This is a genomic window from Bradyrhizobium sp. GW821-FHT13H06 (genome assembly GCF_058803975.1).
This window is the reverse complement of the sequence record NZ_JBXAPN010000008.1, coordinates 161,765-187,633: the sequence shown is the minus strand read 5'-3', so window position 1 is coordinate 187,633 and position 25,869 is coordinate 161,765. Positions and strand designations below refer to the sequence as shown.

The 25,869-nt window shown below is 64.3% G+C and carries 25 protein-coding genes; 5 read left to right on the top strand and 20 right to left on the bottom strand.

From position 1 onward, the window contains the following. Window positions 1-56 precede the first annotated feature (56 nt). Complete coding sequence (gene nifA, locus AC1RQP_RS29400; RefSeq protein WP_492940152.1) at window positions 57-1,796, bottom strand: nif-specific transcriptional activator NifA; 1,740 nt, start codon at window positions 1,794-1,796, stop codon at window positions 57-59. Window positions 1,797-1,889: 93 nt separating this feature from the next. Between nifA and AC1RQP_RS29395 the strand changes: the two genes are divergently transcribed. Next, the gene (locus AC1RQP_RS29395; protein WP_156505563.1) at window positions 1,890-2,051 is read left to right on the top strand and encodes a hypothetical protein; all 162 of its coding nucleotides are present in this window, start codon (window positions 1,890-1,892) and stop codon (window positions 2,049-2,051) included. On the opposite strand, the gene AC1RQP_RS29390 is transcribed toward AC1RQP_RS29395, so the two are convergent. Then, window positions 2,052-2,891, bottom strand: a complete 840-nt coding sequence (locus AC1RQP_RS29390) for an SDR family NAD(P)-dependent oxidoreductase (protein WP_492940149.1) — start codon at window positions 2,889-2,891, stop codon at window positions 2,052-2,054. Window positions 2,892-3,208: 317 nt separating this feature from the next. On the opposite strand from AC1RQP_RS29390, the gene AC1RQP_RS29385 reads away from it, so the two are divergent. Further along, a complete protein-coding gene (locus AC1RQP_RS29385) occupies window positions 3,209-4,045 on the top strand; it encodes a xanthine dehydrogenase (protein ID WP_492940148.1) in 837 nt (278 codons plus the stop codon). Beyond that, complete coding sequence (locus AC1RQP_RS29380; protein WP_492940146.1) at window positions 3,943-4,305, top strand: (2Fe-2S)-binding protein; 363 nt, start codon at window positions 3,943-3,945, stop codon at window positions 4,303-4,305. Before AC1RQP_RS29385 ends, AC1RQP_RS29380 begins: the two co-directional genes overlap by 103 nt. A gap of 235 nt (window positions 4,306-4,540) precedes the next feature. On the opposite strand, the gene AC1RQP_RS29375 is transcribed toward AC1RQP_RS29380, so the two are convergent. The 7 genes from AC1RQP_RS29375 to AC1RQP_RS29345 form a co-directional block, all read right to left on the bottom strand. Continuing rightward, entirely contained in the window at window positions 4,541-4,912 is a 372-nt protein-coding gene (locus AC1RQP_RS29375) for a hypothetical protein (protein ID WP_492940144.1), read from the bottom strand. A gap of 421 nt (window positions 4,913-5,333) precedes the next feature. Continuing rightward, window positions 5,334-6,119, bottom strand: a complete 786-nt coding sequence (locus tag AC1RQP_RS29370; protein WP_492940142.1) for an ABC transporter permease — start codon at window positions 6,117-6,119, stop codon at window positions 5,334-5,336. Beyond that, on the bottom strand, window positions 6,116-6,928 hold the full coding sequence (locus tag AC1RQP_RS29365) for an ABC transporter permease (RefSeq protein ID WP_492940387.1): 813 nt from the start codon (window positions 6,926-6,928) through the stop codon (window positions 6,116-6,118). Before AC1RQP_RS29365 ends, AC1RQP_RS29370 begins: the two co-directional genes overlap by 4 nt. 156 nt (window positions 6,929-7,084) lie before the next feature. Next, window positions 7,085-8,134 (bottom strand): ABC transporter substrate-binding protein, encoded by a 1,050-nt coding sequence (locus AC1RQP_RS29360; RefSeq protein ID WP_492940140.1) that lies wholly within the window; start codon window positions 8,132-8,134, stop codon window positions 7,085-7,087. A 28-nt stretch (window positions 8,135-8,162) separates the two neighbouring features. Then, window positions 8,163-9,470, bottom strand: coding sequence for an NAD(P)/FAD-dependent oxidoreductase (locus AC1RQP_RS29355; RefSeq protein ID WP_492940138.1), 1,308 nt, complete (start codon window positions 9,468-9,470; stop codon window positions 8,163-8,165). Between the two features lie 16 nt (window positions 9,471-9,486). Beyond that, entirely contained in the window at window positions 9,487-10,203 is a 717-nt protein-coding gene (locus AC1RQP_RS29350) for an HAD family hydrolase (protein ID WP_239625833.1), read from the bottom strand. Between the two features lie 34 nt (window positions 10,204-10,237). Continuing rightward, on the bottom strand, window positions 10,238-11,317 hold the full coding sequence (locus AC1RQP_RS29345) for an ABC transporter ATP-binding protein (protein WP_492940136.1): 1,080 nt from the start codon (window positions 11,315-11,317) through the stop codon (window positions 10,238-10,240). Between the two features lie 210 nt (window positions 11,318-11,527). Between AC1RQP_RS29345 and AC1RQP_RS29340 the strand changes: the two genes are divergently transcribed. After that, window positions 11,528-12,466: a LysR family transcriptional regulator gene (locus AC1RQP_RS29340; protein ID WP_239625836.1), complete on the top strand. Its 939-nt coding sequence runs from the start codon at window positions 11,528-11,530 to the stop codon at window positions 12,464-12,466. A gap of 151 nt (window positions 12,467-12,617) precedes the next feature. Here AC1RQP_RS29340 and AC1RQP_RS29335 read toward each other — a convergent pair whose 3' ends face one another. The 11 genes from AC1RQP_RS29335 to AC1RQP_RS29285 all read right to left on the bottom strand — a co-directional run bounded on the left by AC1RQP_RS29335 (window position 12,618) and on the right by AC1RQP_RS29285 (window position 22,911). Continuing rightward, the gene (locus AC1RQP_RS29335) at window positions 12,618-13,529 is read right to left on the bottom strand and encodes a flagellin (protein WP_492940134.1); all 912 of its coding nucleotides are present in this window, start codon (window positions 13,527-13,529) and stop codon (window positions 12,618-12,620) included. Window positions 13,530-13,542: 13 nt separating this feature from the next. Then, a complete protein-coding gene (gene flgK, locus AC1RQP_RS29330) occupies window positions 13,543-15,318 on the bottom strand; it encodes a flagellar hook-associated protein FlgK (protein ID WP_492940132.1) in 1,776 nt (591 codons plus the stop codon). 19 nt (window positions 15,319-15,337) lie between these two features. Continuing rightward, window positions 15,338-15,814, bottom strand: a complete 477-nt coding sequence (locus tag AC1RQP_RS29325) for a flagellar protein FlgN (RefSeq protein WP_239625842.1) — start codon at window positions 15,812-15,814, stop codon at window positions 15,338-15,340. Between the two features lie 9 nt (window positions 15,815-15,823). Further along, window positions 15,824-16,084, bottom strand: coding sequence for a hypothetical protein (locus AC1RQP_RS29320; RefSeq protein ID WP_239625844.1), 261 nt, complete (start codon window positions 16,082-16,084; stop codon window positions 15,824-15,826). Between the two features lie 3 nt (window positions 16,085-16,087). Further along, window positions 16,088-17,353 carry a flagellar hook protein FlgE gene (gene flgE, locus AC1RQP_RS29315; protein WP_239625846.1) on the bottom strand — a complete coding sequence of 422 codons (1,266 nt, stop codon included), beginning with the start codon at window positions 17,351-17,353 and terminating at the stop codon, window positions 16,088-16,090. A 31-nt stretch (window positions 17,354-17,384) separates the two neighbouring features. Then, the gene (locus AC1RQP_RS29310) at window positions 17,385-18,053 is read right to left on the bottom strand and encodes a flagellar hook assembly protein FlgD (protein WP_239625848.1); all 669 of its coding nucleotides are present in this window, start codon (window positions 18,051-18,053) and stop codon (window positions 17,385-17,387) included. A gap of 579 nt (window positions 18,054-18,632) precedes the next feature. Next, complete coding sequence (locus AC1RQP_RS29305) at window positions 18,633-18,905, bottom strand: hypothetical protein (RefSeq protein ID WP_239625850.1); 273 nt, start codon at window positions 18,903-18,905, stop codon at window positions 18,633-18,635. Between the two features lie 170 nt (window positions 18,906-19,075). After that, the gene (locus tag AC1RQP_RS29300; RefSeq protein WP_239625852.1) at window positions 19,076-19,504 is read right to left on the bottom strand and encodes a flagellar export chaperone FliS; all 429 of its coding nucleotides are present in this window, start codon (window positions 19,502-19,504) and stop codon (window positions 19,076-19,078) included. Next, the gene (fliD, locus tag AC1RQP_RS29295; protein ID WP_239625854.1) at window positions 19,504-21,183 is read right to left on the bottom strand and encodes a flagellar filament capping protein FliD; all 1,680 of its coding nucleotides are present in this window, start codon (window positions 21,181-21,183) and stop codon (window positions 19,504-19,506) included. Before fliD ends, AC1RQP_RS29300 begins: the two co-directional genes overlap by 1 nt. A gap of 61 nt (window positions 21,184-21,244) precedes the next feature. Continuing rightward, window positions 21,245-22,069 carry a flagellin gene (locus tag AC1RQP_RS29290; protein WP_239625856.1) on the bottom strand — a complete coding sequence of 275 codons (825 nt, stop codon included), beginning with the start codon at window positions 22,067-22,069 and terminating at the stop codon, window positions 21,245-21,247. A gap of 143 nt (window positions 22,070-22,212) precedes the next feature. After that, window positions 22,213-22,911, bottom strand: coding sequence for an RNA polymerase sigma factor (locus AC1RQP_RS29285; RefSeq protein WP_492940128.1), 699 nt, complete (start codon window positions 22,909-22,911; stop codon window positions 22,213-22,215). A gap of 747 nt (window positions 22,912-23,658) precedes the next feature. Here AC1RQP_RS29285 and AC1RQP_RS29280 point away from each other — a divergent pair. Next, window positions 23,659-25,839: a hypothetical protein gene (locus AC1RQP_RS29280; protein WP_492940126.1), complete on the top strand. Its 2,181-nt coding sequence runs from the start codon at window positions 23,659-23,661 to the stop codon at window positions 25,837-25,839. Window positions 25,840-25,869 lie beyond the last annotated feature (30 nt).

Genomic DNA, 25,869 nt, shown 5'->3' with positions numbered 1-25,869 from the left:
TGCGCGAAGCCGGTTGTCGTGGCCCCGACAGCATGTCGCATCTGCGACAGTCGCCGTCAGAGCCGCTTGACCTCGATGCCGTGCTTCTTCAGCGCGTAGCCGATCTGCCGCGGCGTCAGGCCGAGCAGGCGCGCGGCCTTGGCCTGGACCCAACCCGACTTCTCCATGGCCGCGATGACGCTCTCACGCTCCGCCACACTCCCGGTCGGCGACAGGCTTGAAGCGCCCGCCGCCGGCGCAAGCGGCTCAACGGCCGACGGAGGGGTGCCGGCGCCCCTCTCGCGCGCAGCGGAGGCCGGAAGGACCGAGAGCGGCACGATGGGCAACGAGCGCTGCGGCACGCCCTCGGATGCACCGTTCCACAACATCGCCGACAGGCACTGGCTGTGACAGCACGCGAAATCGTTCCTGACGATCTCCGGGCCTGGAGCCAGCGTCGCCGTACGCTGCACGCAATTCTCCAGCTCTCGCACGTTGCCCGGAAAGCCGCAGCTCATCAGAACCTCGATCGCATGCCGATCGAAGGACAGCGCGCGGCCATTCTCGGTGTTGAAGTTCTTCAGGAATTCGTTGGCCAGCAACGGAATATCGCTGCGTCGCTCGCGCAGGGGCGGCAGCATCATCGGGACCACGCTGATGCGGTAATAGAGGTCGGCGCGAAATTCGTTGCGCGCGACGGCTTCTTCCAGGTTGCGGTTGGTCGCTGCGATGACGCGAACATCGACCTTGAGCGTCTGGTTGCCGCCGACGCGCTCGAACTCCTGCTCCTGGAGCACGCGCAGGAGCTTGGCCTGGAACGAGGCGGATATCTCGCCGATCTCGTCAAGGAACAGGGTGCCCTTGTCGGCCAGCTCGAACCTGCCCTTCCGTGAATTGAGCGCGCCGGTGAAGGCGCCTTTCTCATGGCCGAACAGCTCGGACTCCAGCACCGATTCCGGCAGCGCCGCGCAGTTGATCTTGATGAACGGACGCTTGGCCCGCGGCGAGAGCTCGTGAATGGCCTTCGCGATCAGCTCCTTGCCGGTGCCGGACTCACCCCGCAGCAGGACGGTCGAGTTCGATTTGGCCACGACCGCGATCTTCTCCAGCAGCCCGCGCAGCGCCGGACTGTCGCCGATGATACCTTCGACGTGAACCTTGCGGCGATCGCGCGCCGGCTTGAGCTCGGATAGTTCCTTCTGGAGGCGGTAGCTCTCATGCATCAGCCGTTCGCGATCCTGCGCGACGATCCGATGCAGCTTCACGGTCTGGCCGACGAGATTGGCGACCATCGTCAGCAGACGCACGTCGGAATCGAGCCGGTACATCGATCGCTCGTCCCAGACCCTGTCGACCGTCAGGGTGCCCACGACCTTGGCATCGCTGCGGATCGGGACGCCGATGAACGATACGCGGATCGTCTCCGAGGCGCCGAGGGTCTTCACGTCCGCCGGGCTGAAGGCGGGATGGGTGGCAATGTTTTCTGCGACCAGCGGCATCGCGGTCGCTACGATCTGATCAACGGCCTTCTGCGGCAACCGCCCGCGATAGCGTTCGTCACTGCCTTCGCTCCATCCGGCCCCGACCGTGAGATCGGGAATGCCGTCGTCCGCGAGCAGCGCGACCACTCCATGGCGCATCTGGAGGAAGGATTGCAGGAGATTGACGACGTTCGCAAGCGTCGTCTCCAGCCGCGTCGGTGCCGTCAGTATCTTTGAGATCTCGAAGATGCCGGTCAGCGCGATCTCACTGATCGGTACGATCGGTGCCGTCTGATCGGCCCGGTGTCGTTCAAGCGAGGGTGCAGCATTCAGCATGACGGAATCTCCGTTGCCTGTTAGATCCTCCCGGCCGCGTTCTCTGGAATTTGTCTTATTCTCATTCATGTCGTGTCGAGAGTCGCGCTCAACTTGTCGGCATTGCTGCAAAAAGATTCCGTCGCACTTGCACGCTTTGTCATCCGTTTCACGGAATTTACTATCGCGATGCGCGACACGCTCAAGATCGAGATCTCCGCATTGATCCAGCGCAAATCCGCGAAACTTTTTCCGTGGCGGGCCGCTGCCGCCTGATTACACGTGCTGCCCTCCGTTGATCGGTACTTCCGCACCTGTGACGTAGCTTGCCGCCTCCGAGCAGAGAAAGAAGATCACCTTCGCGACCTCGTCCGGCGTGCCGACGCGATGCATCGGAATGATCGGCGCAAGTTGGGCCTCGGTCTCCGGCGACAGGATATCGGTCTTGATTTCGCCGGGAGCGATCGCGTTCACGCGAATTCCGAACGGCGCATAGTCGTGCGCCATCTCGCGGGTCAGGCACGCAAGCGCAGCCTTCGACGTCGCATAGGCGGTGCCGGCAAACGGATGCACCCGGGAGCCGACGATCGAGGTGACATTGACGATCGCGCCGGCAGCCAGCTTCAGCTCGTCAACGAGGCCCTGCGCGAACAGGACCGGCGCGAGCAGATTGACGTGGAACACGCTCATCCAGGTCTCGACCGGCGTCGTCAACGAGTTCAGCCGGGTGCCATCATCCGCCTTGGGCGAAATACCGGCATTGTTGATCAGTGCATGCAGCGGCCCTCCGTTGAGCCGCTCCTTGATCCCGGCGACCGCCCGCGGCAGCGCGCGATGGTCGCTCAGTTCCACCTGCACATGGTTGTCCGCCCCTGAATCCCAGGGGCACCGTTCACCGTCGAACGGTTGCCGGGAGCAGGTGATGATCCGCCAGCCGGCCTCCGAAAACAGCTTTCCCGTCGCATGGCCGATGCCGCGGGACGCGCCGGTCAGAACCAGTGTTTTGCGCTCGCCATGTTGCGCCCGCGACTTGTCGCCGTGAAACGGACACAGTGCGACATCGGGTGCCGATGTACCCGAAGGGGCACCATCGCGATCCAAAAGACCGAGCGTCATGTCAACTCCTCACGGCGTCCGGACGGACGCCAGACAATGACAACGGAAGCAACTTTGCAGGATTTGGGCCACGCTCCGCCGCTGGATCGTTGCGATTTTCGCGGCCGAATGTCGGCTTCGCGACACGCTGCCGGATTTGCGACATGCACGCGTGCGCTTTCGAACCAAGTGGCGCCGTCACGGCGCGAACCTCCTTCCCGAGTGCTGGCCAGCGGTTGAGAGCTGTTTTTCAATCATTCCAAATGGCCCGGCTCTTGCTCTCCTTGTTCCAAACCTGATCACATCTTGCTGCGCTTACTCCGCAAACGTGGTTTCAAATGCCCCAGCCGAACCACCATCGACTCTTTGCCGTCATCCTCGGCACCAATGAGATCGCATCCGCGATCGGCATCCAACTCGTGCGCGCCGGATATTGCGTCGTGATGTCACACGATCCGGATCCGCCGGTGATCCGGCGCAAGATGGCCTTTCATGACGCGCTCTTCACGGACACCGTGCAGCTCGAGGACATTATCGCCGAGCGCGTCGACGACGGCGTGCAGGTCCATCAGGCGCTCCGTCGGCCGGCACAAATCCTGGTCACATGGCTCGGCCTGCTCGATCTGCTTCCGGTCCGCCACATTGACCTTCTGATCGATGCGCGTCTGCAGAAGCGCCGGATCACGCCCGACCTCAGGCGGCTCGCCCGGCTCGCCATCGGGCTAGGTCCCGGCTTCTCATCGAACTCCAATTGCGACGTCGCGGTGGAGACCCGGCCCGGCAAGATCGGGCCTGTCACCGACGCTCGCTGGACCGACGCTGCCGATGGCGTTGCGAGTTCACTGGGTGATGTCGGCGCGGAACGCTTCGTCTATTCGCCGTTCGCGGGACGCTGGCACACGCCGGTCGAGATCGGCACCCGCGTCTACCGGGATCTCGTGCTCGGCCATCTCTCCGGCATTCCCGTGCTCGCGCCGCGCGACGGAATCCTGCGCGGCATCGCCCGCGACGGCGGCGAAGTTCCGGCCGGCGTCAAGCTGCTGGAGATCGATCCGCGCGGACGGCACGCCCAATGGACCGGAACGGATCAGCGCGGGCGCGCCATCGCCAATGCAACAACCGCCGCCGTCAAGCTCCACACCGCGCATCGCATCACGCAACGGAATCCGGCATGATCGTCTGCTCCTGCAACATCATCAGCGATCACGACATCAGGGGTGCGGTCGGCTCGACCGACGACGAACTCTTTTCGGCTGCGCAGGTCTATGACTGCCTGGGGTGCACCGTCAGGTGCGGACGATGCTCCCAATCCGTGCGCCGGATCCTTGAGGAACAGCCGCCGCGCTGCGTACACGGGAACGCACTGACGGGCGATTCCGCTCCTGGTCTTGCGGAAGTCCGGCTGCGTTCGCTGAGCAGCCACCCGGCCCCATGATCAGGTGCGCGCAAGAGGCGCCTGACCGCCAAGGCGCGATGCGATGCGGATGAATCTATCCCCTCACCGCCGGCGTGGAGGCGGCGGGGCCGGCGGAATGTCGCACTGCCAGCTCGTCCCGTTGTCGAACTGAATCACCAAGCCGTCTGGTGAACGGCACCAAGGTGGAAAGCATCGATCCAGAGCCGATTGGCTGGACAGAACCAATCCGGCCACGCGCGCGAGGCATGGCTTCCTATTGCCTGCTTCGGTTCTTGCTCGCGCCTCGGAGCGCGGGCGTCGTCGTTGTCGCAGGTGCAACGCCCGTCATCTGGATGCAGGTGAGTAGATCGACGTAGCTTTGGCTCCCGCCGCTTGTCGCTTCGCCCTCGCATACGTCGCGGACGGTGAGCTTCGTCGCTGCCCAGACCTCGCCGAGCTGCTGCTGCGCCGTGGTCTCGTCGCGCATGCAGTCGGAAAAGCTCTGCGGCAGTGCCAATCCCATCGCCTTGTCCGTCTCGGACGTCGCCTTGCACAGAGCCTCGACTTTCAGCTCCGGAACTTTATCCGAAACCTCTACCAAGGACGAGCTCGCCAGCAGCGCAAGCGAAAATATGGTCGAATTCATGTCTGTCTCCGCTCCCAATGCCGCCCTGGCTGCGCGGGCGGGCTCGGCCAGTCGAACATACTGCTCGGATCGGCACGATCGAATAGGTCCTGTCGCAGCACGACAGTCTCTTGCAGCGGAAAGTGCCGCGGCGGTGCGGTTTGGGCGGTCGCCGTGACCTGTGTCGCGAAGCCGGTGGCAGCAAGAGCAGAGACGCGCGACGCAATCTGGTACATGCAAGGTTCTCCGGCACGTTCGGTACGTCCGTTCGCAAGGAAGCCACGCCGGTCGGGAGCTTGCGTTGATCCAGATCAACGCAAGCGTGTGCCCAGAGATTGCGGCGCCGCGCGCTCCATCAATTGGGTGGGGCGATTCTCGTTCAGTAGCAGGATGTTGTTTCCATCGCCGCGATCAATCGCTGCGCCCTCGAACGCCGGGCGCCTTAGGAATTCCCCCGCTGCCGCGCGCTCGCCAGCAGCACCAGCATGAAGGACGCCACCGTCATCAGCGTCGAGATCGCTGCAATGGTCGGGTCGATCTCGTCGCGCAGCGCGGTGAACATGCGCTTGGTCAGCGGCTGGTACTGGCCACCCGAGATGAACAAGGCGACGATGGTCTCGTCCATCGCCGAAATGAAGGCGAAGATGCCACCGGTGATCACGCTGGACTTGATCTGCGGCAAGGTCACCGCGAAGAAGCTGCGCAGCCGGTTCATACCGAGGCTGCGCGCCACCATCTCCTGCGCCGGATCGAAGCTCTGCAGGCCAGCCAGGACCGAGATGACGACGTAGGGCAGGCCCAGCATCACGTTCGCCAGCACCAGGCCCGGCATGGTCGCCACGAGGCCGACCCTGGCGTATACGAAGAAGATTCCAACCGCGATGATGATGATCGGCACCACCAGCGGCAGCAGCAGCGCCAGATGGATGATGCGCATGATGCGCAGCTTCGACTGGCTGATGGCATAGGCGGCGGCGACGCCGAGCGGCGTTGCAATCAGCACCGTCAGAAGTGCGAGCGTGAGCGTCACCCGCGTCGCCTGCATCCAGGCCGGATTGGCGAAATATTGCTGATACCAGCGCAGCGAGAACGAGGGTGGCGGGAAGGTCAGGAACCGCGCGCTGGAGAACGAGATCGGCGCGATGATCAGGACCGGCAGGATCAGATAGACCAGCACCAGGGCGCTGACCACATAAAGCGCGATCCGTACGGGCGAGAGGCGCGTCATTTCTGCCCCAGGATGCGATCGAGCGCGACGAAGCGGCTGACGACCACGAAGATCAAGAGCACGCTCAGAAGCAGCACCACGGCCACGGCGCTTGCGGCGCCGAACTGGTTGTAGAGCTCGACATTTCGGCTGACCAGCATCGACACCATCACCGTTCGGCCGCCGCCGAGCAACTCCGGCGTGATGTAGAAGCCGAGGCAGAGCACGAACACCATGGTGCAGCCCGCAAGCACACCTGGCAGCGACAGCGGCAGGAAGACCCGCACGAAGGTCAGCGACGGGCTGGCACCGAGGCTGGCGCCGGCCTGCATCAGATCGCCGGGGATCTTCTGCATGGTGGCGTAGAGCGGCAGCACCATGAACGGCAGCAGAATGTGCACGGTTGCGACGACCGTGCCGAACGTGTTGTGGACCAGCGCGAGCGGTTCGCTGATGACGTCGAGATAGCGCAGAAACTGGTTGATCACGCCGGACCGCTGCAGCAGTGCCAGCCAGGCATAGGCGCGGACCAGCACGCTGGTCCAGAACGGCAGCACGACCAGCGACAGGATCAGGATGCTCCATCCCTTCGGCACGGAGTTGGCGAGATACGCCACGGGATAGCCGAGCAGCAGCGCGATGACGGTCACCGCGAGGCTGATCTCGAAGGTCAGCGCGAAGCTGCGCCAGTAGATGGCCTCGGTGAAGACGCGGCGGTAATGTTCCAGCGTTAAGCCGTCCTGATAGACCGATTGCCAGGCCAGCCAGCCGACCGGCAGCACGATCAGGAGCAGGATCACGAGCAGCGCCGGCGACACCAGCGCCAACATCAGCCCGTTCTCGCGGCGCCGATGCTGCTCCGATGGATCGGACACTGATCTCTTCAACGCTGCCTCGCTGCTCTCGGTTGCTGCACCTCTCCCACAGGCGGGAGAGGGAGAGGAGAATCGATGCCGATGCTCCTCCGGCTCATCTCTCCGCTCGTCCTACTTCTGCAGGAACGACGCCCAGCGCTTCTCGGCCGCTTCGCCGGCCGGCGAGGACCACCAGGCGTAGGACATCAGCGCCTGCTTGGCTGCATTCGCCGGCTCGCTCGGCAATTGTGCGGCGCGCTCCGGCTTGATCACGCCGGTTTCGAACGCCTTGGGATTGCCCGGGCCGTAGTCGATGTGGAGCGGAAGATTGGCCTGGTGCACGGGATCGACGGCCTCGTTGAGGAATTTCACAGCCGTGTCGAGGTTCGGTGCGCCCTTGAGGATGCAGAGCGAGGTGCTCTGCAAAATGCCCTGATTGTAGGTGAAGGCGACCTTGGCGCCTTCCTTGGCGAGCGCGCTGACGCGGCCGTTCCAAGCCATCTCGATATCGACCTCGCCGTCGTTGAGCAGCTGCGCCGACTGCGCGCCCGAGGTCCACCACACCGTGATGTGCGGCTTGATCTCCTCGAGCTTCTTGAAGGCACGGTCGACGTCGAGCGGATAGAGCTTGTCCGGCGCGACGCCGTCGGCCATCAGCGCCGCCTCGAGCGTGGCGATCGGGTGGTTGCGCAGTGCCCGGCGGCCGGGGAATTTCTTGACGTCCCAGAAATCGGCCCAGCTGTTCGGCGCGTCCTTCGGGAAGGCCTTCTGGCTGTAGGCCAGCACGCTCGAATAGAATTCGTAGGAGATCGAATAGGGGCTACGATAGGCCTCCGGCATCGCCGCCGCGTTCGGGATCCTGGAGAAGTCGAGCTTCTCGATCAGCCCCTGCTCGCCACCGCGCAGGCAATAGCCGGTTGGCGTGTCGACCACGTCCCAGATCGGCTTGCCGCTACCGACCTGGGTCTTGATCGCAGGCCAGGCATCGGGAATGGAATCCTGGTTGATGGTGATGCCGAGCTTCTTGGCGGAGGGATCGAGGATCGCCACCGTCTGCGCCTGCTGATAGGCGCCGCCCTGCGAGACGAAGGTGATCTGCTCGGCGGCAGCCGCCGCCGTGCCGCCGAGGGCAATTGCGCCCGCTAAGGCACAGCCCAGTCCAAAAGTCCGTGTCGTCGTCATCCTCGCCTCCTCCATCGCCAAAACAATGTCACTGACCGATCGCGTCGAGAAACTGATACCAGCCGGCGACCATGCGGACGGCCGGCTCGCGCAGCGGATAGAACGGGATCGCTTTCATGCGCCGCGCGTCGAGCAGCGCCAGCTCGGGCGTCTCGCCGCGCACGAGGGCGGCGAGATAGCGGCCCATCAGGCTCGACATCGCGACGCCGGCGCCGTTGTAGCCGACCGAGAACAGCGTGCGGTCGTCGAGCCGGCCGATATGCGGCACCGAATCCAGCGTCATGCCGACGAGTCCGGACCATGTGTAGGCGAGCGGAACGTCGGCGAGATCGGGGAAGATGCCGACCATGGCCTTGCGCAGCGCGTCGAATGCGGCTTGCGAGTCCTGCTTGCCGAAAGCGCCGCGGCCGCCGAAGATCACGCGGTTGTCGACCATGCGGAACCAGCGCATCATGCGCTTGGTTTCGGTGTAGGTGCGGCCCGTCGGCATCAACTTTCCGGCGAGGTTACGCGGCAGCTTGTCGGTTGCGATGATGGCGCTGCGGAACGGGATCAGCGTGCGCTGCAGATGCGCCGTCGCACCGGTGAGGTCGGAATAGCTGTTGGTGGCGATGATCGCCTGCCTGGCCCGCACGGCGCCTCGCGGCGTTTCGGCGACGATGCCGTCGGTGTCCCGCCGGAGCTTCATCACGGGCGATTCCTGAAAGATCGGAACGCCGCTGCGCGCCAGGCCGTCGGCGAGGCCGCGCAGATAGTTCAGCGGATGAATGCCGCCCGAGCCTGGGTTGAGCACGCCGCCGACGAAGACGTCGGAGCCGGTCTCCTCGCGCACGCCGCCCCTGTCGAGGATGCGGACCTCGGCCGAGCCCATCTCGCGCGTCATCCAGTTGGCCTCGTCGATCGCGGCCCGCAGCGTCGTCTCGTTGTGCGCGGCCTTGACCTGGCCGGTGCGCGTCAGGTTCGCGCTGGTGATGCCGAATTCGGAGACCAGTTCCTCGACGATGTCGGTCGATTCATGCGCGATCTCGTACATGCGCCGCGCCATGTCGCGGCCATGCACGGCGTCGATCTGCCGGAACGACAGCCGGAATTTCGCGGTGATCACCCCACCATTGCGCCCGCTCGCGCCCCAGCCGGGACGGTTGGCTTCCAGCACGACCGGTGACAGGCCGCTTTGGGCGATGTGGTGCGCAGCGGACAGGCCGGTATAGCCCGCGCCGATGATCACCACGTCCGCCTGATGCTCGCCCGCGAGCACCGGAAAGTCGCGCGCCGGCTCCGCCGTGGCGGCCCACAGCGAGTTGGCCGATGGCAGCGCGCTCCACTCCCCTGTCATGCCCGCGCTCACGTCCTTACGCCGCCGGCCCGATGGCCGCATCGGCCAGCGCCTTCAAGGTCGGGAAATGGAAGTCCGGCCGGGTCAACGTCTCCACGGCCGGCGTGCCGCCGAAACCGGCGATGCCCTGGCGGCGCTCGATCCAGCACACCTTGTAGCCGAGCTTCCGGGCGATTCCGATGTCGTGATACTGGCTCTGCGCGACGTGCAATATGTCGGACTGCTTGTAGCCGAAGGCGGACTGCCGCCCCTTGTTGTAGGCGAAGAACTCGGGGTTCGGCTTGGCAACGCCGGTATCGTCGGCGCATACGGTGTCGTCGAAGGGATCGCCGAGTGCATGGGCGTAGGCGGACAGCGCGACGCGGTCGGCGTTGGTCATCGCGACCAGGCGGAATCTGGTGCGCAGGCGCTTCAGGGCCTCGACGGAATCGGCGAAGGGGCCCCAGCGCAGCACCGAGAGCTGGAACGCATCGCAGGCGGCATCATCGGCCGGCAGACCAAGCTCCTGGGCGAGATGGCGATAGACGTGGAACATCGCCTCGCTCGAGCGCCCATAATGCTTGTCGCGGCCGCGCTTGTACGGCTCGAATATCCGGTCGTCGCTGAGTTCGGCCGGGGTCTTGCCCGAAATCCGGCGCACCGCGGCGAGGACGCCACTCTCGAAATCGATCAAGGTGCCGACGACGTCGAAGGTGAGGACCTTGAAATGGCTGAATGCGGCTGGGGTGGACATGGTCGTTTCTTCTCTCGGTTGAACGGGCGTGGGTTCAGTCCACCCGGGGCACGACGATGGTGTCTTCGGGGTGGAGGGTGACGGTGAGGCCGCCGCCGAGCGGCGGAATCCGGCCGTAGGCCTGGTGATAGGCCGGCTGGCGCAGGCTGAGCTCGATACCGCCTTCCAGCGCCAGGAAGATGCGCAGGCTCTCGCCCTGATAGACGATGTCGGTGACCGTCCCGGTCAGCCGGTTGCAGGCGGGATCCTGCGCGCCGTCGTCGATCAGCAGCTTCTCGCTGTGCACCGCCAGCATCAGGGCGTCGCCATCGGGAAGCGCGCGCGCACTGCGCAGCAGCACATTGCCGAGTGCGACACTGGAGGTGTCGACGCGACGGACCGGGAGCATGGTCGCCTCGCCGATGAAGCTGGCCACGAAGGAATCGGCGGGATGGTCGTGCAGCCGCTCGGGCGTGTCGATCTGGATCAGCCGGCCGTCCTTCATCACGGCGACGCGGTCGCTCATGGTCAGCGCCTCGCGCTGGTCATGCGTGACATAGATGATGGTGGCACCGATGCGCTTGTGCAGCGCCCGCAGCTCGATCTGCATGGATTCGCGCAGCTGCTTGTCGAGCGCCGACAGCGGCTCGTCCATCAGGATCAGGCGCGGCTCGAAGATCATCGCGCGCGCCAGGGCCACGCGCTGGCGCTGGCCGCCCGAGAGCTGCGCGATGCCGCGCTCCTCATACCCGGCGAGCCCCACCATCGCGAGCGACGCACGCACCTTCTCCGGCCAGGTCGCCTTGGGCAGCCGCCGCGCGCGCAACGGAAAGGCGACGTTCTCGCCGACGCTCATATGCGGGAACAGCGCGTAGTTCTGGAACACGACCCCGATGTCGCGCTTGTGCGGCGGCATGTAGGTGACGTCGCGGCCGCCGAAATGGATCGAGCCCGACGATGGCAGGATGAAGCCGCCGAGAATGCCGAGCAGCGTGGTCTTGCCGGAACCTGAGGGACCGAGCAGCGAGACGAACTCACCGGCGCCGACATCGAGGGACACGTCGTCCAGAGCGCGAACGGCGCCATACGCCTTGCTCGCGGACCTGATCTCGACGCTTTCCGCTCGCTTGTCCAACGACCGACCTCACCCATCCCTGCAACGGCGTGCCTCACTGCGCGCCATAAGCCTGCTTTATAGACAGGGATTCTGAGCACTCGCGGCTGAAGCGTGCAGTGCACCTAACCTTCTCTCGCGAGCCCTGTCTTTAGGCTGTGATGCCAATGACAACAGACTTGGCAAAACCCGGCAATTGCCAAATTATTACGGGCCTCATAACATGACGTTATGCCTGAGTTGCGCCGGATGCTGCCGTCCAGTAACGCCCTGTTCGTCTTCGACGCAGCGGCGCGCAATGGCAGCTTCACCGCGGCGGCCGCCGAATTGAACGTCACGCAACCGGCGGTGAGCCGCATGCTCGGTCAGCTCGAGGAGCATCTCGGCGTGCGCCTGTTCGACCGCACAGCGGGACGCGCGGTGCTCACCGAGGACGGCGAGCTGCTCTATCGCCGCGTGCTCGAGGGCTTTCGCAGCATCGAGAGCGGGCTCGTCGAGATCGAGCGGCGCCGCAAGGGCACCGAGACGGTGACGCTGTCGGTCTCGTCCGCCTTCACCACACACTGGCTGATGCCGCGCATCGACAAGCTGCAGAAGCAGTTCCCGCAAGCCGATCTGCGCTTTCAGCTCATCTCCGGTGCGCTACGCGGACCGGTGGAGAACGTCGATCTCGGCATGCGCTTCCGCGATCGCGACGAGCCGTCATCCGGCGGCACCTTGGTGATGAAGGAAGTCATGCTGCCCATGTGCAGCCCGGGCTATCTCGGCGAGACCGATCCAACGGAGGGCAACACCATCATTCGTCTCGCCGAGACGCCGGGCGACTGGGCCGCGGATTACGCCTCGCTGCTCACCGGGCGCCGCGGCGCGGCCAAAGCGCTGAGCTTCACCGACTATGCCGTCGTGGTGCAGGCTGCGCTGCTCGGCCAGGGCATTGCGCTCGGCTGGCTGACGGTCACCTCGCATTGGCTGCTCACCGGCGCGCTGGTGCCGGCCTCCGACACGCTCACCACCACGCGCCGCATCTGCGAATTCCTGCCGCCGCGCAACCGGCCGATGCGCCCGATCGCCGCCGAGATCCGCGACTGGATCACCGCGCAGATGAAAAGCGAGATCGCCGCGATCGATCGGCTTTATCCGAAGCTCGGCGCGATGGCTGCGTGCTACTGATGCGATCGCGCGGATCGTACTGCCGCTCGGCTGGCTCTGGTTTTGATCCTCGCATCGCAGACCGAGCCGAACGGAGTCCGGCATTGACCTGACGCTCCGAGAGGTGCGGGTGGAGCACGGCAAATGATCGGGGCGCCCGCAAAGCCTTGCTTCACTTCAGATAGCTCGCAAGATTCAGGCTCAAGATCTTCCCGAGAGCCGAATAGGACGCCGTGAGTTGCGTCTGGTAAGTCGAAAGCTGCGCCGTGATGGCGGCGACGTCGACGCTGGTCAGGTCATTCGACAAGGTCTCCGCATAGCTCTTGTACTCGGCCTGGCGAGCGCTCGCGGTCCCGATCGAGGACGACGAGCTCGACAGCTTTGCCTGCACGGCGGCGGTGTCGTCGAGCGCCGTGCTGGCGAGGTCGAGCGCGCTGGTGATGTCCGAAGACGACAGCGTGGTGCTGTTGGCGACGAACTTCAACACGCGCATCACTTCCTCGAACGCCGAATTGTCCGCGGTGACGCCGTAAGACACGGTTTCATCGGCGGCGACCCGCACCGAAGCGATTTCGTTGTCGCCATTGTAATAGCTGGTGTCCGCAGTCGTGGTCGAACCAGTGCCGGACGAAAAGCTCGTGAGATCGACCGGTGCGGTGTCCGTCTTGCCGCCAGCGAAGACGTACTGGCCGTCATATTGCGTGTTCATCAGCGAGCCCATCTGCTCCAGCATCTGCTGAGCGGAGCTGATCACCGAATTCACCTCGGTCGAACTTCCCGTCGAGGCGGCGGTGAGCTGGGACCGGAGCTGGGTGAGGATGTCCGTCACCGAGCCGACCGCCGAATACATCACCTGGACCTTGCTGTCGGCGAGCGTGGCGGCATCGATATAGGATTGCGCGCGCGTCACCGAAACCTGGAGGTTGACGACGTGCTGCGCATCCGAGCCGTAGCCGCCGAAATCGGTCGAGACGACGCCAGAGGATTCCTGGATCTGCATGTTGGCCATGACCGATTCCACGCGCATCGCGTCGGCGATCATCCGGTTCGACTGGGCGAAGGTGGCAACCCGCATCGCGACCATCAGCGCGCCCCCGTTACGTCGACTGCACGGCGGTGAGCAACGCCGAGTACATGGAGTTGATGGCCTGGATCAGGGCTGACGCCGCCGAATATTTGTTCTGAAGCGTGCTCAGATTGGCTGACTCTTCGTCGAGGTTGACGCCGGACTGCGACGCCAGCGAGTTCGCGTAGGTCGACTGAGCGGTTTCCTTGGCCGTGTAGTCGGTGGACGCCTGCGAGGCCTTGCTGGAGACGTCGGACACGATGGCCGAGGCGTAGTCGGCCAGCGAACCTGTGGTGGCGGCAAGCCCGCCGGTCGACGCGAAAGTCCGCGAGTCCGTCAGCGCATCGTACAAGGCATTGACCACGGTGGCCGAGCCCGACGACAGCACCGAGCTGCCGACCGTCAGGCTCGAAGACGAATCCAGCGTCGCGAGCTGCAGTTCGTTCGTCCCGGACAGGATCTTGCTGTTGACCGCGATGTCCGAGGCACTCGTTCCGGTCACGAGATCATTGAGGCCGAAATATTCGGAGAATCCCTCGCTGGAGCTTCCGACCGAGCTCGTCATCTCGTTGATGGCGACGCCGTTGCCGGAGCCGGTCGCCGTGATCGAGAGATGGCCGTCCGAATCGACCGAGGCGGACAAGCCGGAAATGCCGTTGATGGCGGTGACGAGATCGCCGACCGTGGCGTAGGACGACAGGTCGAGATCGGCGTAGGAGACCAGGTTGCCGCTCTGGTCGGTGGCCGCGATACGCACCGAGCCAGAGGCGGACAGGGCAGAACTGCTCGTGACGGCCGTCGTCCCCGTCAGGCTGGTCGGCGCCGGCACCGAAGAGGCGCTGTTCGAGACGCTGTTCATCACGGACGCAAGCTGCTGCGCCAGCTGGTCGAGCTGGGACTGCGCGTCCGGCAAAGTGTCGTCACGGAGCGTGATGAGTGCGCCGATGTCCCCACCGGTGATCTGGGAGGTGATGTCCACTCCGTTCACGGTGATCGCGCTGAAGCCGCTCGACGAGGAGCCGGCGGTGTAGGTCGTCGACGCCGTCACATTGGCGGCCGCCGTATAGCTGATCGTATGCGCGGAAGAGTCCACCAGCGCCTGGCCTGACGTGGTGTAGATCTGGAGATCGCCGTTCGACGCCGTGAAATAGCTGATGTTCATCTTCGAGGCGAGGTCCTGGAGCGCGGTATTGCGCTGGTCCTCGAGATCAGAGGTCGACTGGCCGGTCGCCGCCGTCTGCTTGATCTGAGCATTGAGGTCCGCGATCTGCTCCAGGTCCGCGTTGACGTCGTCGATCGACGAGGAGATGTCCTGGTCGGCATCCGACCGGAGCTTCTGGATCCCGCTCGAGGTCTCACGCAGCTGGCTGGCAACGTCATCCAGCGCACTGACGACGTTGGATTGCAGCGAGGCGCTGCTCGGCGTGCTCGCCAGCGACGACAGCGCCGACTCCAGCGAGGCGATGCTGTTGGCGAGTGAGGTCCCCGACGACGAATCGCCGCTGCTGCTGATCGAGCCGTAGAGCTTCTGGAGCGACGTCAGATAGGTACTGGTGGTGTCGGCCGCGCCGAGATCGGAATCCGCGCTAACCAGCGACTTCAACAGCAGCTTGTCCACCGTCGAGGTGATACCCGTCACCGTGACGCCGGTACCGACGCCGTTGGTGACGCTGCTCGACTGGGTCGCGGACTTCTTGGTATAGCCGGTCGTATCGGCGTTCGAAATATTCGACGACGTCACGCTGATCTGCACGGACGTCGCGGACAATCCGCTGAAGGCGATCGATCGTGCGATGTCGAGCGACACGGCGGCTTCCCTCGTTCCGTCAGACGCTGCGGCTGGTGCCGCTGGAGACCGTGCGGGCGGCGGCAACGCGACCGGATGCGCCATAGGGCGACACCGCCGCGATCTGCTCGCGGATCGCCTGCATGACGGCCTCGATCCGGCGGTTGCTGGCCTCGATCGCCGCGCGCAGGCGCACCAGATTCTCGTCCATCGCCGCACGCAGCTTCAGGATCTTGTCCAGAAGCTGCTCGCGCAGGATGCGATCCGTGACGGTCAGGCTCGTCGTTCCCGCCGCGCACTCGGCGACGGTCCGCTCGAAAATCTCCGCGAGCTTGTTCTTCTCGTCGACCTGCTTCAGGCGGGAGGCCGGCAGGCCTTTGGCGAGCTCGGCGTTCTCCTCGGCAACCAGCGCGGTCAGCGTGTCGATCAGCGCGATCAGCGACTTGATGCTGCTATCGCCGCTCGCGGCGTTCGTGCTGGTGGCTTGCCTGTTGGCTTGGGCTACACTCATGGTCATCGCCTTCTTCTAGTTGTGCCGTTTGCCGCGGTCGGCCTGCGAGCTGCGCAAATACGCGCCGATCGCGGTCGTCCTGACGGTTGCCTGCCTCATTTCGCTCTCGATCTCCGCGGCCTGCCGCAGGAGACCGCGCCGCGTCGTCTCCAGATCGTCGAGCAGCGCGAGCAATTGCCTGCGGTCGCTGCTCTTGACCGTCGCGGTCCGCGCCAGGAGCCGCCGTAGCCGGAGCAGCAGAGCCTCGCCGACGGCGTTTGCCTTTTCGCCTGGCATCGCTCACCTCATCGCCGAGATCAGGGTGTCGTACATCTTGTTGACGGTGGAGACGACCTGGGACGCGGCGGAGTACGCCTGTTGCGCCGAGATCATGCTCGAGAACTGGCTGGAGGTGTCGGTGGTCGAGGACTCCAGCTCGCTGCCGTAGATCGTGCCCGCGCCGTTCTCCCCGGAACCCTGCAGCGCGGCGTTGCCCGACGTCACCGTCGCTGAATAGATGCCGTTGCTGGAGGCGGCGAGCCCGTTGGGATCGGCGAAGGTCGCCACCGCGATCTTGTAGATCGCGATGGTCTGGCCGTTGGAATAGGTCGCGTTGACGATGCCGTCGTCACCGATCGAGATGCTCGACAGCTTGCCGTAGGACAGGCCATCCGAATCGATGCTGGTGACGTTGACTGACGGCGTGGTTTCACCCGAGGCATATTGCGTGAGGCCGTCGGTCTTGCCGGCGGTTCCGAGATTCATGGTGATGGTGCTGTCCGCTGCACCGTCGGTCCAGCCGGTGATCGAGATGGTGGCCGGATCAGGATTGGTGCTGGCGAGCGAACCGTCGCTGTTGAAAGTGATGTCGATCGTGCCTGACGCCGTGCCGGTCGCAGTCGTGGTATCCGACGGCGAGGTCGGATTGGCGAAGCTCGCGCTCCAGGTGTTGGTACCACTCTTGGTCCAGGTAACCTGCATCGAATTCGCCGCGCCGAGCGAATCGTAGACCGTCACCGAACTGGTGTAGGTGTCGCCCGTCGCGGCGTCCGACGGCAGGTTCGCAGCGATCGTGGTCTTGGTGGTGGCGCTGCCGCTGGTCGAGGCGACCTGGGTGTTGATGGCTTCGAGATTGCTCGCCGATTCATTGCCGACGACATTGCCATCGGCATCGGTGCGCCATCCCTCGAGATAGTAGCCGTTGTTCTGGAGATAGCCGGCATTGTCGGTCGTGAAGGCGCCGTTGCGGGTATAGGCGACCGTGCCGCCCGACTTGGCGTCGGTCACCACGAAGAAGCCGGAGCCCTGGATTGCCACGTCCGTGGCGTTGGAGGTCGCGGCGAGCAGGCCCTGCTGGGTGATGTTGGCGCGGCCCGAGACGGTGACGCCGCCGGAAGCGTAGGAGGTCGTATTGCTGGAGGCGGTCACGAGCGAGTCGAACATCGCCGAGGTGGTCTTGTAGCCGGTGGTGTCGGAGTTGGCGATGTTGTCGCTGATCATCGACAGGGACTGGCTCTGGGCGTTGAGCGCCGAGATCGCCGAGGACAATGCGCCGGTGAGACTCATGATGAAGCTCCGAGGAAATCAGGACGTGAGATCAGGATGTGACGCCGAGGATGTTGGCGGCGCTGACCGCGACACCGTTCACCGTGAGCGAGGGCGTGGACGTCGAGGTGTCGATGCCGGTCACCGTGCCGCTGACAGTCGTGTAATTGAGAACCGAGTTGCCGGCAGTGTCCGTCGCCGTCACCGAGATGGTGTACTTGCCACCGTCGGAGAGCTGGTTGCCGCTTGAGTCCTTGCCGTCCCAGGTGAAGCTGTTGGAGCCGGAGTTGCCGGTGCCGGTGCCGGTGTAGACGACATTCCCGGAGGAATCCGAGATGCTGATCGAGACGTCCGAAGCGGTCGACGACAGCGAGTAGCCATAGGTCGCCGCGCCGTTGCTCAAGGTCGCCGTATCGGACTTCGCCTCGACGGTGTGGCCGATATAGTTCACCGAGTTCAGCGTCACGAGGCTCGAGAACGAGCTCGCCAGCGACGACAAGTTGGAGTTGATCGACTGCTGCGAGGTGAAATTGGCGTAGGAGGTGAGCTGATTGACGAGGTCGGTGGTCGAGGTCGCATCCAGCGGATTCTGGTTCTGCAGCTCGCTGACCAGCAGGGTCAGGAAATCGCTGGATGTCAGCGTCGAATTGGACGACGCGCTCGACGACGACGATGTCGTGGTGGTCGCAGTCGTTGCAGAACTCACGGCGGAAACGGTCATCGGAGACTCCGGCCTTCTCTTGCTGCCGGCGACCAGTGTCGGCTCGCGGCGCATGAAATCTGTGTGCTGATGAAACGGGTGGGCGTGCGGATTCAGGCGGCGATTCACGCGGCTTTCGACACGGCAAAATCTGCCGTGTGCCCGCGTTTGAAATGCGGCTGGCTCAAGCTGATTTGCGGCGACGGTGGCGGCGCGTTCCCTCGCCCCGCCTGCGGGGAGAGGGTGCGGATGAGGATGAGGAGAAGTCGCCGCGAGGACGGTGGCAGTTGGACTCGCGCAGAGTCCTCCTCATCCGAGTTCGATCTCTTCCCGCGAGCGGCAGGGCTATCGCATATGAGTTCTTGGCGAGGGCCTGAGCGAGCGCCTCGTCCTTCGAGACGACCACTTCGCAGTCTCCTCAGGATGAGGCTGAGTGGCATCGGCGCCCGCTGAAATTGCTGCCGCGCTCTCAGTCCTCATCCTGAGGGCCCGCCAAAGGCGGGCGTCTCGAAGGATGGCCGCAGGAAAAGCTCTCAAATGCGATAGCCCTGCCGCAAGCGGCGAGACATTGAGCCAGCAACGAGATTCACTCGAAGCTGATCAGCTCTCCGCCGTCTCGCCTTCGGTGCGCGGCTCGGCAGTGTCATCTTTCGTTTTCGCGGCCGCAGCGACGATGCGGTCGGCGAGGCCTGCCGGCGCGCGCACCGGCGGTGCCGCGAGCGCAAGGCGCAGGGCGCGCGCCTCTTCCAGCAGGGCCTGAGCAGCGGACGATCGCGACAGCAGCTCTTCGGCGGGCAAGCGCCGGTCGTCGGGCCAGAGGGAGAGATCCTCGCCCAGCCGATCGATCAGTTCCTCAAACTCGGTGACGTCCATCGCCCGCCGATCCCGCCTCGGTCAGGCCCGTCATAAAGCATTGCGGGCGCGGCGGAAACCGGATTTCGGCGGCCTCGGCCGCCGAAAGCGCCGCAGCACTGTGGAAAGCGACGGAAACGGCGGGCTGGATGACGCCTGCCCTCCTCCGCGTCGCATTGGGGCAAACGTCTTCAGCCCTTGCGGGCCGAATCGGCTGGCCCAGGCTTGCCGCCCCGCACGGTCGTGTCGACGAACTCCCAGGCCTCCCGCAGCTCGGTCAGCCCGGCGATGATGCGGCCGAAACTTTGGCGGGCGTGCGGACGGCCATAGGCCTTGTGGCTCGCCAGGATCATCGCGTTGTAGGTCTGGAACAGCCGCTCCGCCACGTCGCCGCCTTTGGCGAAATCGAGGTTGTGGCTGAGCCCACGCAGGATCGCGGTCGCCTTCATCAGGTGCTCGTGCCCTTCCTCGAAACGCCTTGCCTCCTGGGCGGCGAGCGATTTCTGGAGAGACGTGATCGTGCCGCCGAGCAGCATCGAGACCGCCTTGAGCGGCGGTACAGTCGTTGCCGTTCCCCGATAGGCCTGGTTGGCCATGTACGTCATCGGATTATGCATCATCAATCACTCGAGCTGTTGAGCAGGGCCTTGAGATAATCGAGCGTGCTGTTCGCACTCTCGATCGCGGCTTGGTATTTCGCGTACTGCGTCTGCAGCTGCGACTGCAGCGTCGCCGCGGCGCTGTTGATGTCATCGACCTTTTGCTGGAGCTCGTCGTCGCGCGTCGTCAGGCTGGTGATTTGCGTCTGCAGTGCGCCGGTCGATGACGAATAGTTCTTCGCAATCTCGTAGATCTGCGATGCAATCCCGGTGGTCGAGGTTACCGTGATCGACTGCGAGGTCGAGCCGCTATAGGTGAAGGCCATGCCGGCATAGATCGAGCCGGACGCACCGATGATCGTGGTGCCGCTGACGGTAAACAGCGAGGAGTCGCCGCCGACCGAGGCCGCGGACAGGTTGCCGTCGGAATCGACGGTCAGTTCCAGGGTGAAGGATTGCGGCGACGTCCCGGTGTTGACGACGCTGAGCTGGCTCGACGACGTCGTGGTTTGCGCCGACAGCAGTTCGGTCACGCCGCTCAGGTTGGTGCTCAGGATCTCCGACAACGTGCTGGTGTCGAGCTCGAGCTCGTTCTTCTCGTTGAAGGACAGGCCGAGATCGGCCATCGTCATGCCGCCCACGGTGCTGTTCAGGGCGTTCTGGAGCGCATCCATGATGTTGCGCATGGTTCCGTCGCCGAACAGGACCGCGCTCGAATCTGCGGTGCCGTCGGTCGCGGTCGTCTGCTGGGCGATGACCTCGTCGCGAAAGGCATTGTAGTTCGTGACGAAGGTCTCCAGCGCCGATTGGATCTGGCTGGTGTCGGTCTCGATACTGATGTTCAGCGAGGTTCCGTCCGGCGTCGCCTGGAGCAGGCTGAAGGTGACCCCGCTCAGAACGTCGGTGATGTCGTTGGTGTCGCGGGTCATCGAAATGCCGTCCAGCGTGAATTCGGCCGACTGTGCCTCCTGAATGACGTTGGTGAAGCTGCCCGAGCTGTCGGTCACGCCGAGCTCGTTCATGATGTCGTCGCCGGACGTGCTGGAATAGGTGATGTCCGCCGCATCCGCGGTGCCGGTCAGCACCATCTGAAATGACGTGCTGGACACCTGCACGATGGAGGCCTGGACGTTGGTGGTCGAGGTCTGCGCATTGATGGCATCGACGACGTCCTGTAGCGACATCGTGCTGGTGACCGTGATGTCGGACGTAGCCCCGCCCTCCAGACCGATGGAAAACGTGCCGGAATAGCCGAGCTCGTCGGTCTGGCTCGATTGCGAGGCACCGGACACCTTCTGCGCGGTGGCGATCTGGCTGATCGTCAGCGTGTGGTCGCCGATCGCGGCCCCGCTCTTGATGCTCATCGAGAGCGCCGAGGAGGCGCTGACGTCGCCGGTCGAGCCGATGCTCGCCGAGCGCGTCGCAAAGGCGCTTGTGGACAGCGAGTTGACCACCGCAGTCGAAAGCGACGCCAAGCCGGAATACAGCGTCTTCAGATCGCTCTGGAGCGTCTGGTAGGCCGAGATCTTGGCCTCGTTGTTCGTGATCGTCGTCGAGATCGTGTCCGCCTGCGCGGTCTTCGCATCGACGGCGGCCTGGATCAGCGCGGACCAGTCGATACTGCTCGAATTGGTGGTCCCGCTCGTGGTGACGGAGACTGCCGAACTTGCGCTGCTGGTGCTCGAACTGACGGTGGCCACTTTGCGACGAGGTCCCTGATAGTGGACGGGCCGGCATCATGCCGGCCCGTTCGGATCTTCATCAGCCCAGCAACTTGAGCAGGTATTGCGGCATCTGGTTCGCCGCCGCCAGCGCCGACACCGCGGCCTGGGTCTTCACTTCCGCGGAGGAGAGCTTGGACTGCTCGGCCGCGATATCGACGTCCTTGATCGCCGAGTTCGCCGACTGCAGGTTCTGGGTCTGGGTCGAGATCGAGTCGGCGCTGAAATTGAAGCGGGACTCCTGGGCGCCGATGCTGGCACGGGCCGCGGAGACCGTGTCGATCGCAGTATCCAGCGCGGTCAACGCCGAGGTCGCGTCCGACAGCGTGCTCACGTCGAGCGAAGACACGCCGAGCGAAGAGGCCGTGAGGCTCGTGAGAGTGATGGTGATGGTATCCGAGCCCGAGGAGCCGACCAGAACGGAGACGCCGGAGGCGAACACGCTCGAGCCGTCGAGCAGGCTTTGGCTGGAATAGCGGGTGCCGGACGCGATCGAGTCGATTTCGGCCGTGAGCTGCGTGAACTCCGAATTGATGTAGGCGCGGCTGGAGTCGGTCGTGGTGCCCGAAGCCGATTCCGAAGCCAGCGACTTCATGCGTGCGAGAATGTCGGAGATGTTGGAGGCGCCGCCGTCGGCGGTCTGGAGAATCGCGGTCGCCTGCGAGGCGTTGGTCGCGGCCTGCTGCAGCGTGGTGACGTCCGAAGAGATGCGGGTGGAGATCGCGAGACCGGCGGCGTCGTCGGATGCGGAGGTGATCCGCGAGCCGCTCGACAGCTTCGACAGCGAGCTGGTTTCCTGCGCGGAGTTGATGTTGAGATAGCGGACTGCCGCATTGGCGGCAGTGTTGGTGTTGATTGCGGGCATCTGAAGCTCCTGTTTGATGGGCACGGCGTGCCGCTTCGTGGGACTCGACTTACGACGACGCGGACCGCAGCCCCGTCCGTTCGCTCAAACGGCGGAGCGCGAGGAGATCAGGCGCGAAAATCTTTGCGAGGCGATTTTTATGGTTAGCAGTCGGTAAACGCGGTGCGGATGTCGCGCTCGTGCTTGCGCAGGAGCTGGCGAAGCTGCTGGCGGCCGCGCTTGAGCAGCGACTCGACGGCGGCGACGGTTGTATCCATCACCTGGGCAATCTCGCCGTTGCTCATGTTTTCGTGGTAGGACAGGATCACCGCGACGCGCTGTTGCTCGGGCAGGCGCTGCATCGCGAGCTCCAGCATGTCGTTCAGCTCGTTGCGCTCGATGTGCTCGACGGCGCCGGGCTGATTGTCGGCGACTTCCGGCACGGCCTCGACGTTCTCGGTGCGCGGCTTGCGACGCAGATCGATGCAGCGGTTGGAGATGACACGGTAGAGCCAGGTCGAGAATTTGGCGCGGCCGTGCTGCCATCGTCCGCGATGGCTCCAGATCTTGAGCATGGAATCCTGCACCACGTCCTCGGCGTCCGCGGCGTTGCCGACGATACGCAGCGCAATGGCATAGGCGCGATCGATGTGACGCTCGACCAGCATGCGGAATGCGACTTCGTCGCCGGTGGCGAGCTTGTCCAGGAGTTCGCTGTCCTCGTCGTAGACGACATCGGCGGCATCAGGCGCGCCGCCCGGCGCGAGCGGCGCGGACGGCATCATCGGCACCGTCTCTTCGGCCGGCACCGTCGTCGCGATCTCGGCCTCGGCGGGAGCCCAGACATCAGCAGCGTAACTCATCCCGCAACCTCCAACCCGCAATGCCCGCGGCGCCCATGCCACACGGCTTCCAAGCGTTGAACGCGGGACAAAAGCAATCCAGGCGGTGAATTTCCGTTGTTTTTCAAGATGTTACCTGGTCATTTTTGCCGAGTATCGGGCAATAATTGCCGGTCGCGCGATCATCTTGCGCGTCGTACCTGCAATCATCACATCGTCTCGCGCCATGGCGGATCGTTCATCCTGAGCAGATGTCGTCGAGAGAAAACGCTGACATTACGCGGCACTAGGTGATCAAACGCGATATGCGCTCGGTGCGTGAAGAGACAATTGTTTCCGAGTGTGAATGAACGCGAGACGACTTTCGCACCCGGCAATTTTTTCCGAATCACCTTTTGCGAACCTAGCGATTTTTTTGAATCTGTCAGTCACGACGAATGCGATTTTGAATCACGCGTGAACTTTTTTCGCTCCCATGGCGCCTGACCTCACGCGCACGCACGTTAATCGCTCTGATTGGCGGGGATTGCTGGCATGATGATCACAACGACTGGCGCAGCGCGCCGCACGCAAATTGTTTCTGCCTGGTCGTTCGATGTTTTCGATACATTTCTGCTTCGCGCCTGCACGACGCCAGATGGCGTGTTTGAAAGGGCTTACGAGCTTTCGGGCATTTCACGATCTTGTCCGAATGTTTCCGCGAGTTTCGTTCAGCATCGTATCCAGGCCGAATCGCGTGCACGCCGGACCGCGAAGGAGAAACGCGGCGTGGGCGAAGTGCACATCGACGAGATCTATTCCTATTTTCCATTCAGGCTCTTCGGTCTGGCGCGCGGCGATCTGACAGATCTGGTCGAATCGGAGTTTGCGGCGGAGATCGAGCTCTGCCGCGCCAATCCGGACATGCTTCGGCAATATCAGGACATGAAGCGCGCGGGCCACCGCGTCGGATTCATCTCCGACACCTATTGGGATTCCGACCGGCTGGCGCGATTGCTGCGGGCTTGTCATCCCGGCCTGAGCTGGGACTTTCTCTACGCATCCTGCGACCACGGCAGCAGCAAGAGCGAGGCGCTGTTCGCGACGTATCTGTCGGAGCAGAGCATCGACGCCAGCGCCTCCTTTCACGTCGGCGACAATGAGAAGGCCGACATCAGGGGCGCGAAGCGCCACGGTATTCGCCCGCGCTACTACCCGCAGGCCACCGCCGAGCTTGCAGCGAGGTTTCAGCGCGAGACCGCGCTGTTCGAGCTGTTGTGCACGGGTGCGCCGTCTCGGCTCGATCACGGCGCACGCACCCTGCGGCGCATGGTCGTCGCGCGCAGCGCCGAGAGGTCTCCGGCCTTCCATCTGGGAGTGACGGTGCTCGGCCCGGTGATGAAGGCATTCGATGCCTTTGTTGCACGGCGCTGCGAAGAGGTCGCAGGTCCCGGCCGAAAGGTCGCCCTCGGCTTCCTCGGCCGCGACGGCTTTCTGCCGCACCGGATCTGGCAGCAGCTGCACGGCATGACTTCGGCCTATGTCGAGATCAACCGCCGCGTCAGCCTGATCGCCTCCGCCGATACGATGCAGCCGATCATCGATCTTTTGGGCAAGATCCTGAAGATCGACGCTCCGACCTTTCGCGACATGATGAAGATCCTGCCGCCGAAGGTCGCCGCGTTCTTTGCGAAGTCGCCCGACGGGATCGTGACCGGCCTCGAGATTGCCGAGGCGCTACCCGAGCTGATGGGAGCGGATGAGATCGGCGAGCTCGCGGCCGGCTTGCGCGCGAGGTTGCTTTCCCATCTGCGCCACGTGATTCCCGGCTTCGACGACTGCACCGATCTCGTGCTCGCCGATCTCGGCTATTCCGGGAGCGTGCAGAAGGCGCTGCGTCGGATCTTCGAGCTGGAAGGCCTCAACATACGCCTCCACGGCGCCTATCTGATCTCGCTCGATGACGCCTTCGACGACGTCGCGGAGGAGGACAGCGCCACGGGCTTCATCTCCGATCTCGTCGTCACGCCCCATGTGAAGCGCATGCTGATCCGCAACATTGCGCTGCTGGAGCAGGTCTGCTGTTCGGCCGACGGTTCGGTCCGGGACTATGACGGCGGCACGGTGCTGCGGGAGATCAATCCGCGACCCATCAGCCAGATCACGCTGGCGGCAGACATCCAGGCCGGCACGCTGGCCTTTGCGGAATGCGCCGAACAGGTCGCGGTGGATTTTCGTCTGAGCCCCTATGCCGCGCCCGACGTCGCCGCGCGCTGGTGCGCGGCGACCTTGGCCCGGCTTCTGCTGCTGCCTGATGAGGACGAGCTGGCGCTGCTGGGCGAACTGAAGCATGACGTCAATCTCGGCACCCATGCGCTGGCGCCAATGATCGACGGCGACTACATCCGTCGGCAGATCACCGCCCGCGGTCTCTCAGCCGCCTGCACGACATCGGCACCGCCGATGTGGCTTGCAGGCTGCTTTGCGCGCCTGTCGGCGTCTCACTCCTATCTCTACACGCTGTTCGGCGCCAACCGCCTGCCGGCCGACGTCTTCGAGGAAAGGCCCCGCGGCCCGGTCCAGGTCGGACTGTTTCGCGGGAACGGCGAAGCGACGCTGGAGACGGTGACAGTTCACCACAACGGCCTCGGCGAGCTGCGCGTCCGTATTCCGGTCTCGCGTGCGATGGGTATCGCCACGATCGTCCTGCCGCTGCCCAAATTCGCCGCCAAAGGTCTGCTGCATGGCGTGACGATCCAGAGCGCCGCCGATGTCCGCGACGCCGCGGAAAGCCAGAGCGTGGTCGGCATCGCGGCCGAGAGCCTGGTCTTCGCCGGGATAGAGCGGAACGGCGACCATTATCGCGCCGAAAGCGAGGATGGCTGCCTGCTGATCCCGGTCGCCTCCATGACCGAGGATATCGCGATCTACTCCGTGGCAATTACGCCGCTTGGCGCCCCTCCCAAATAGCCCGCCTGATCGCATCGCCTCGACCGTTGA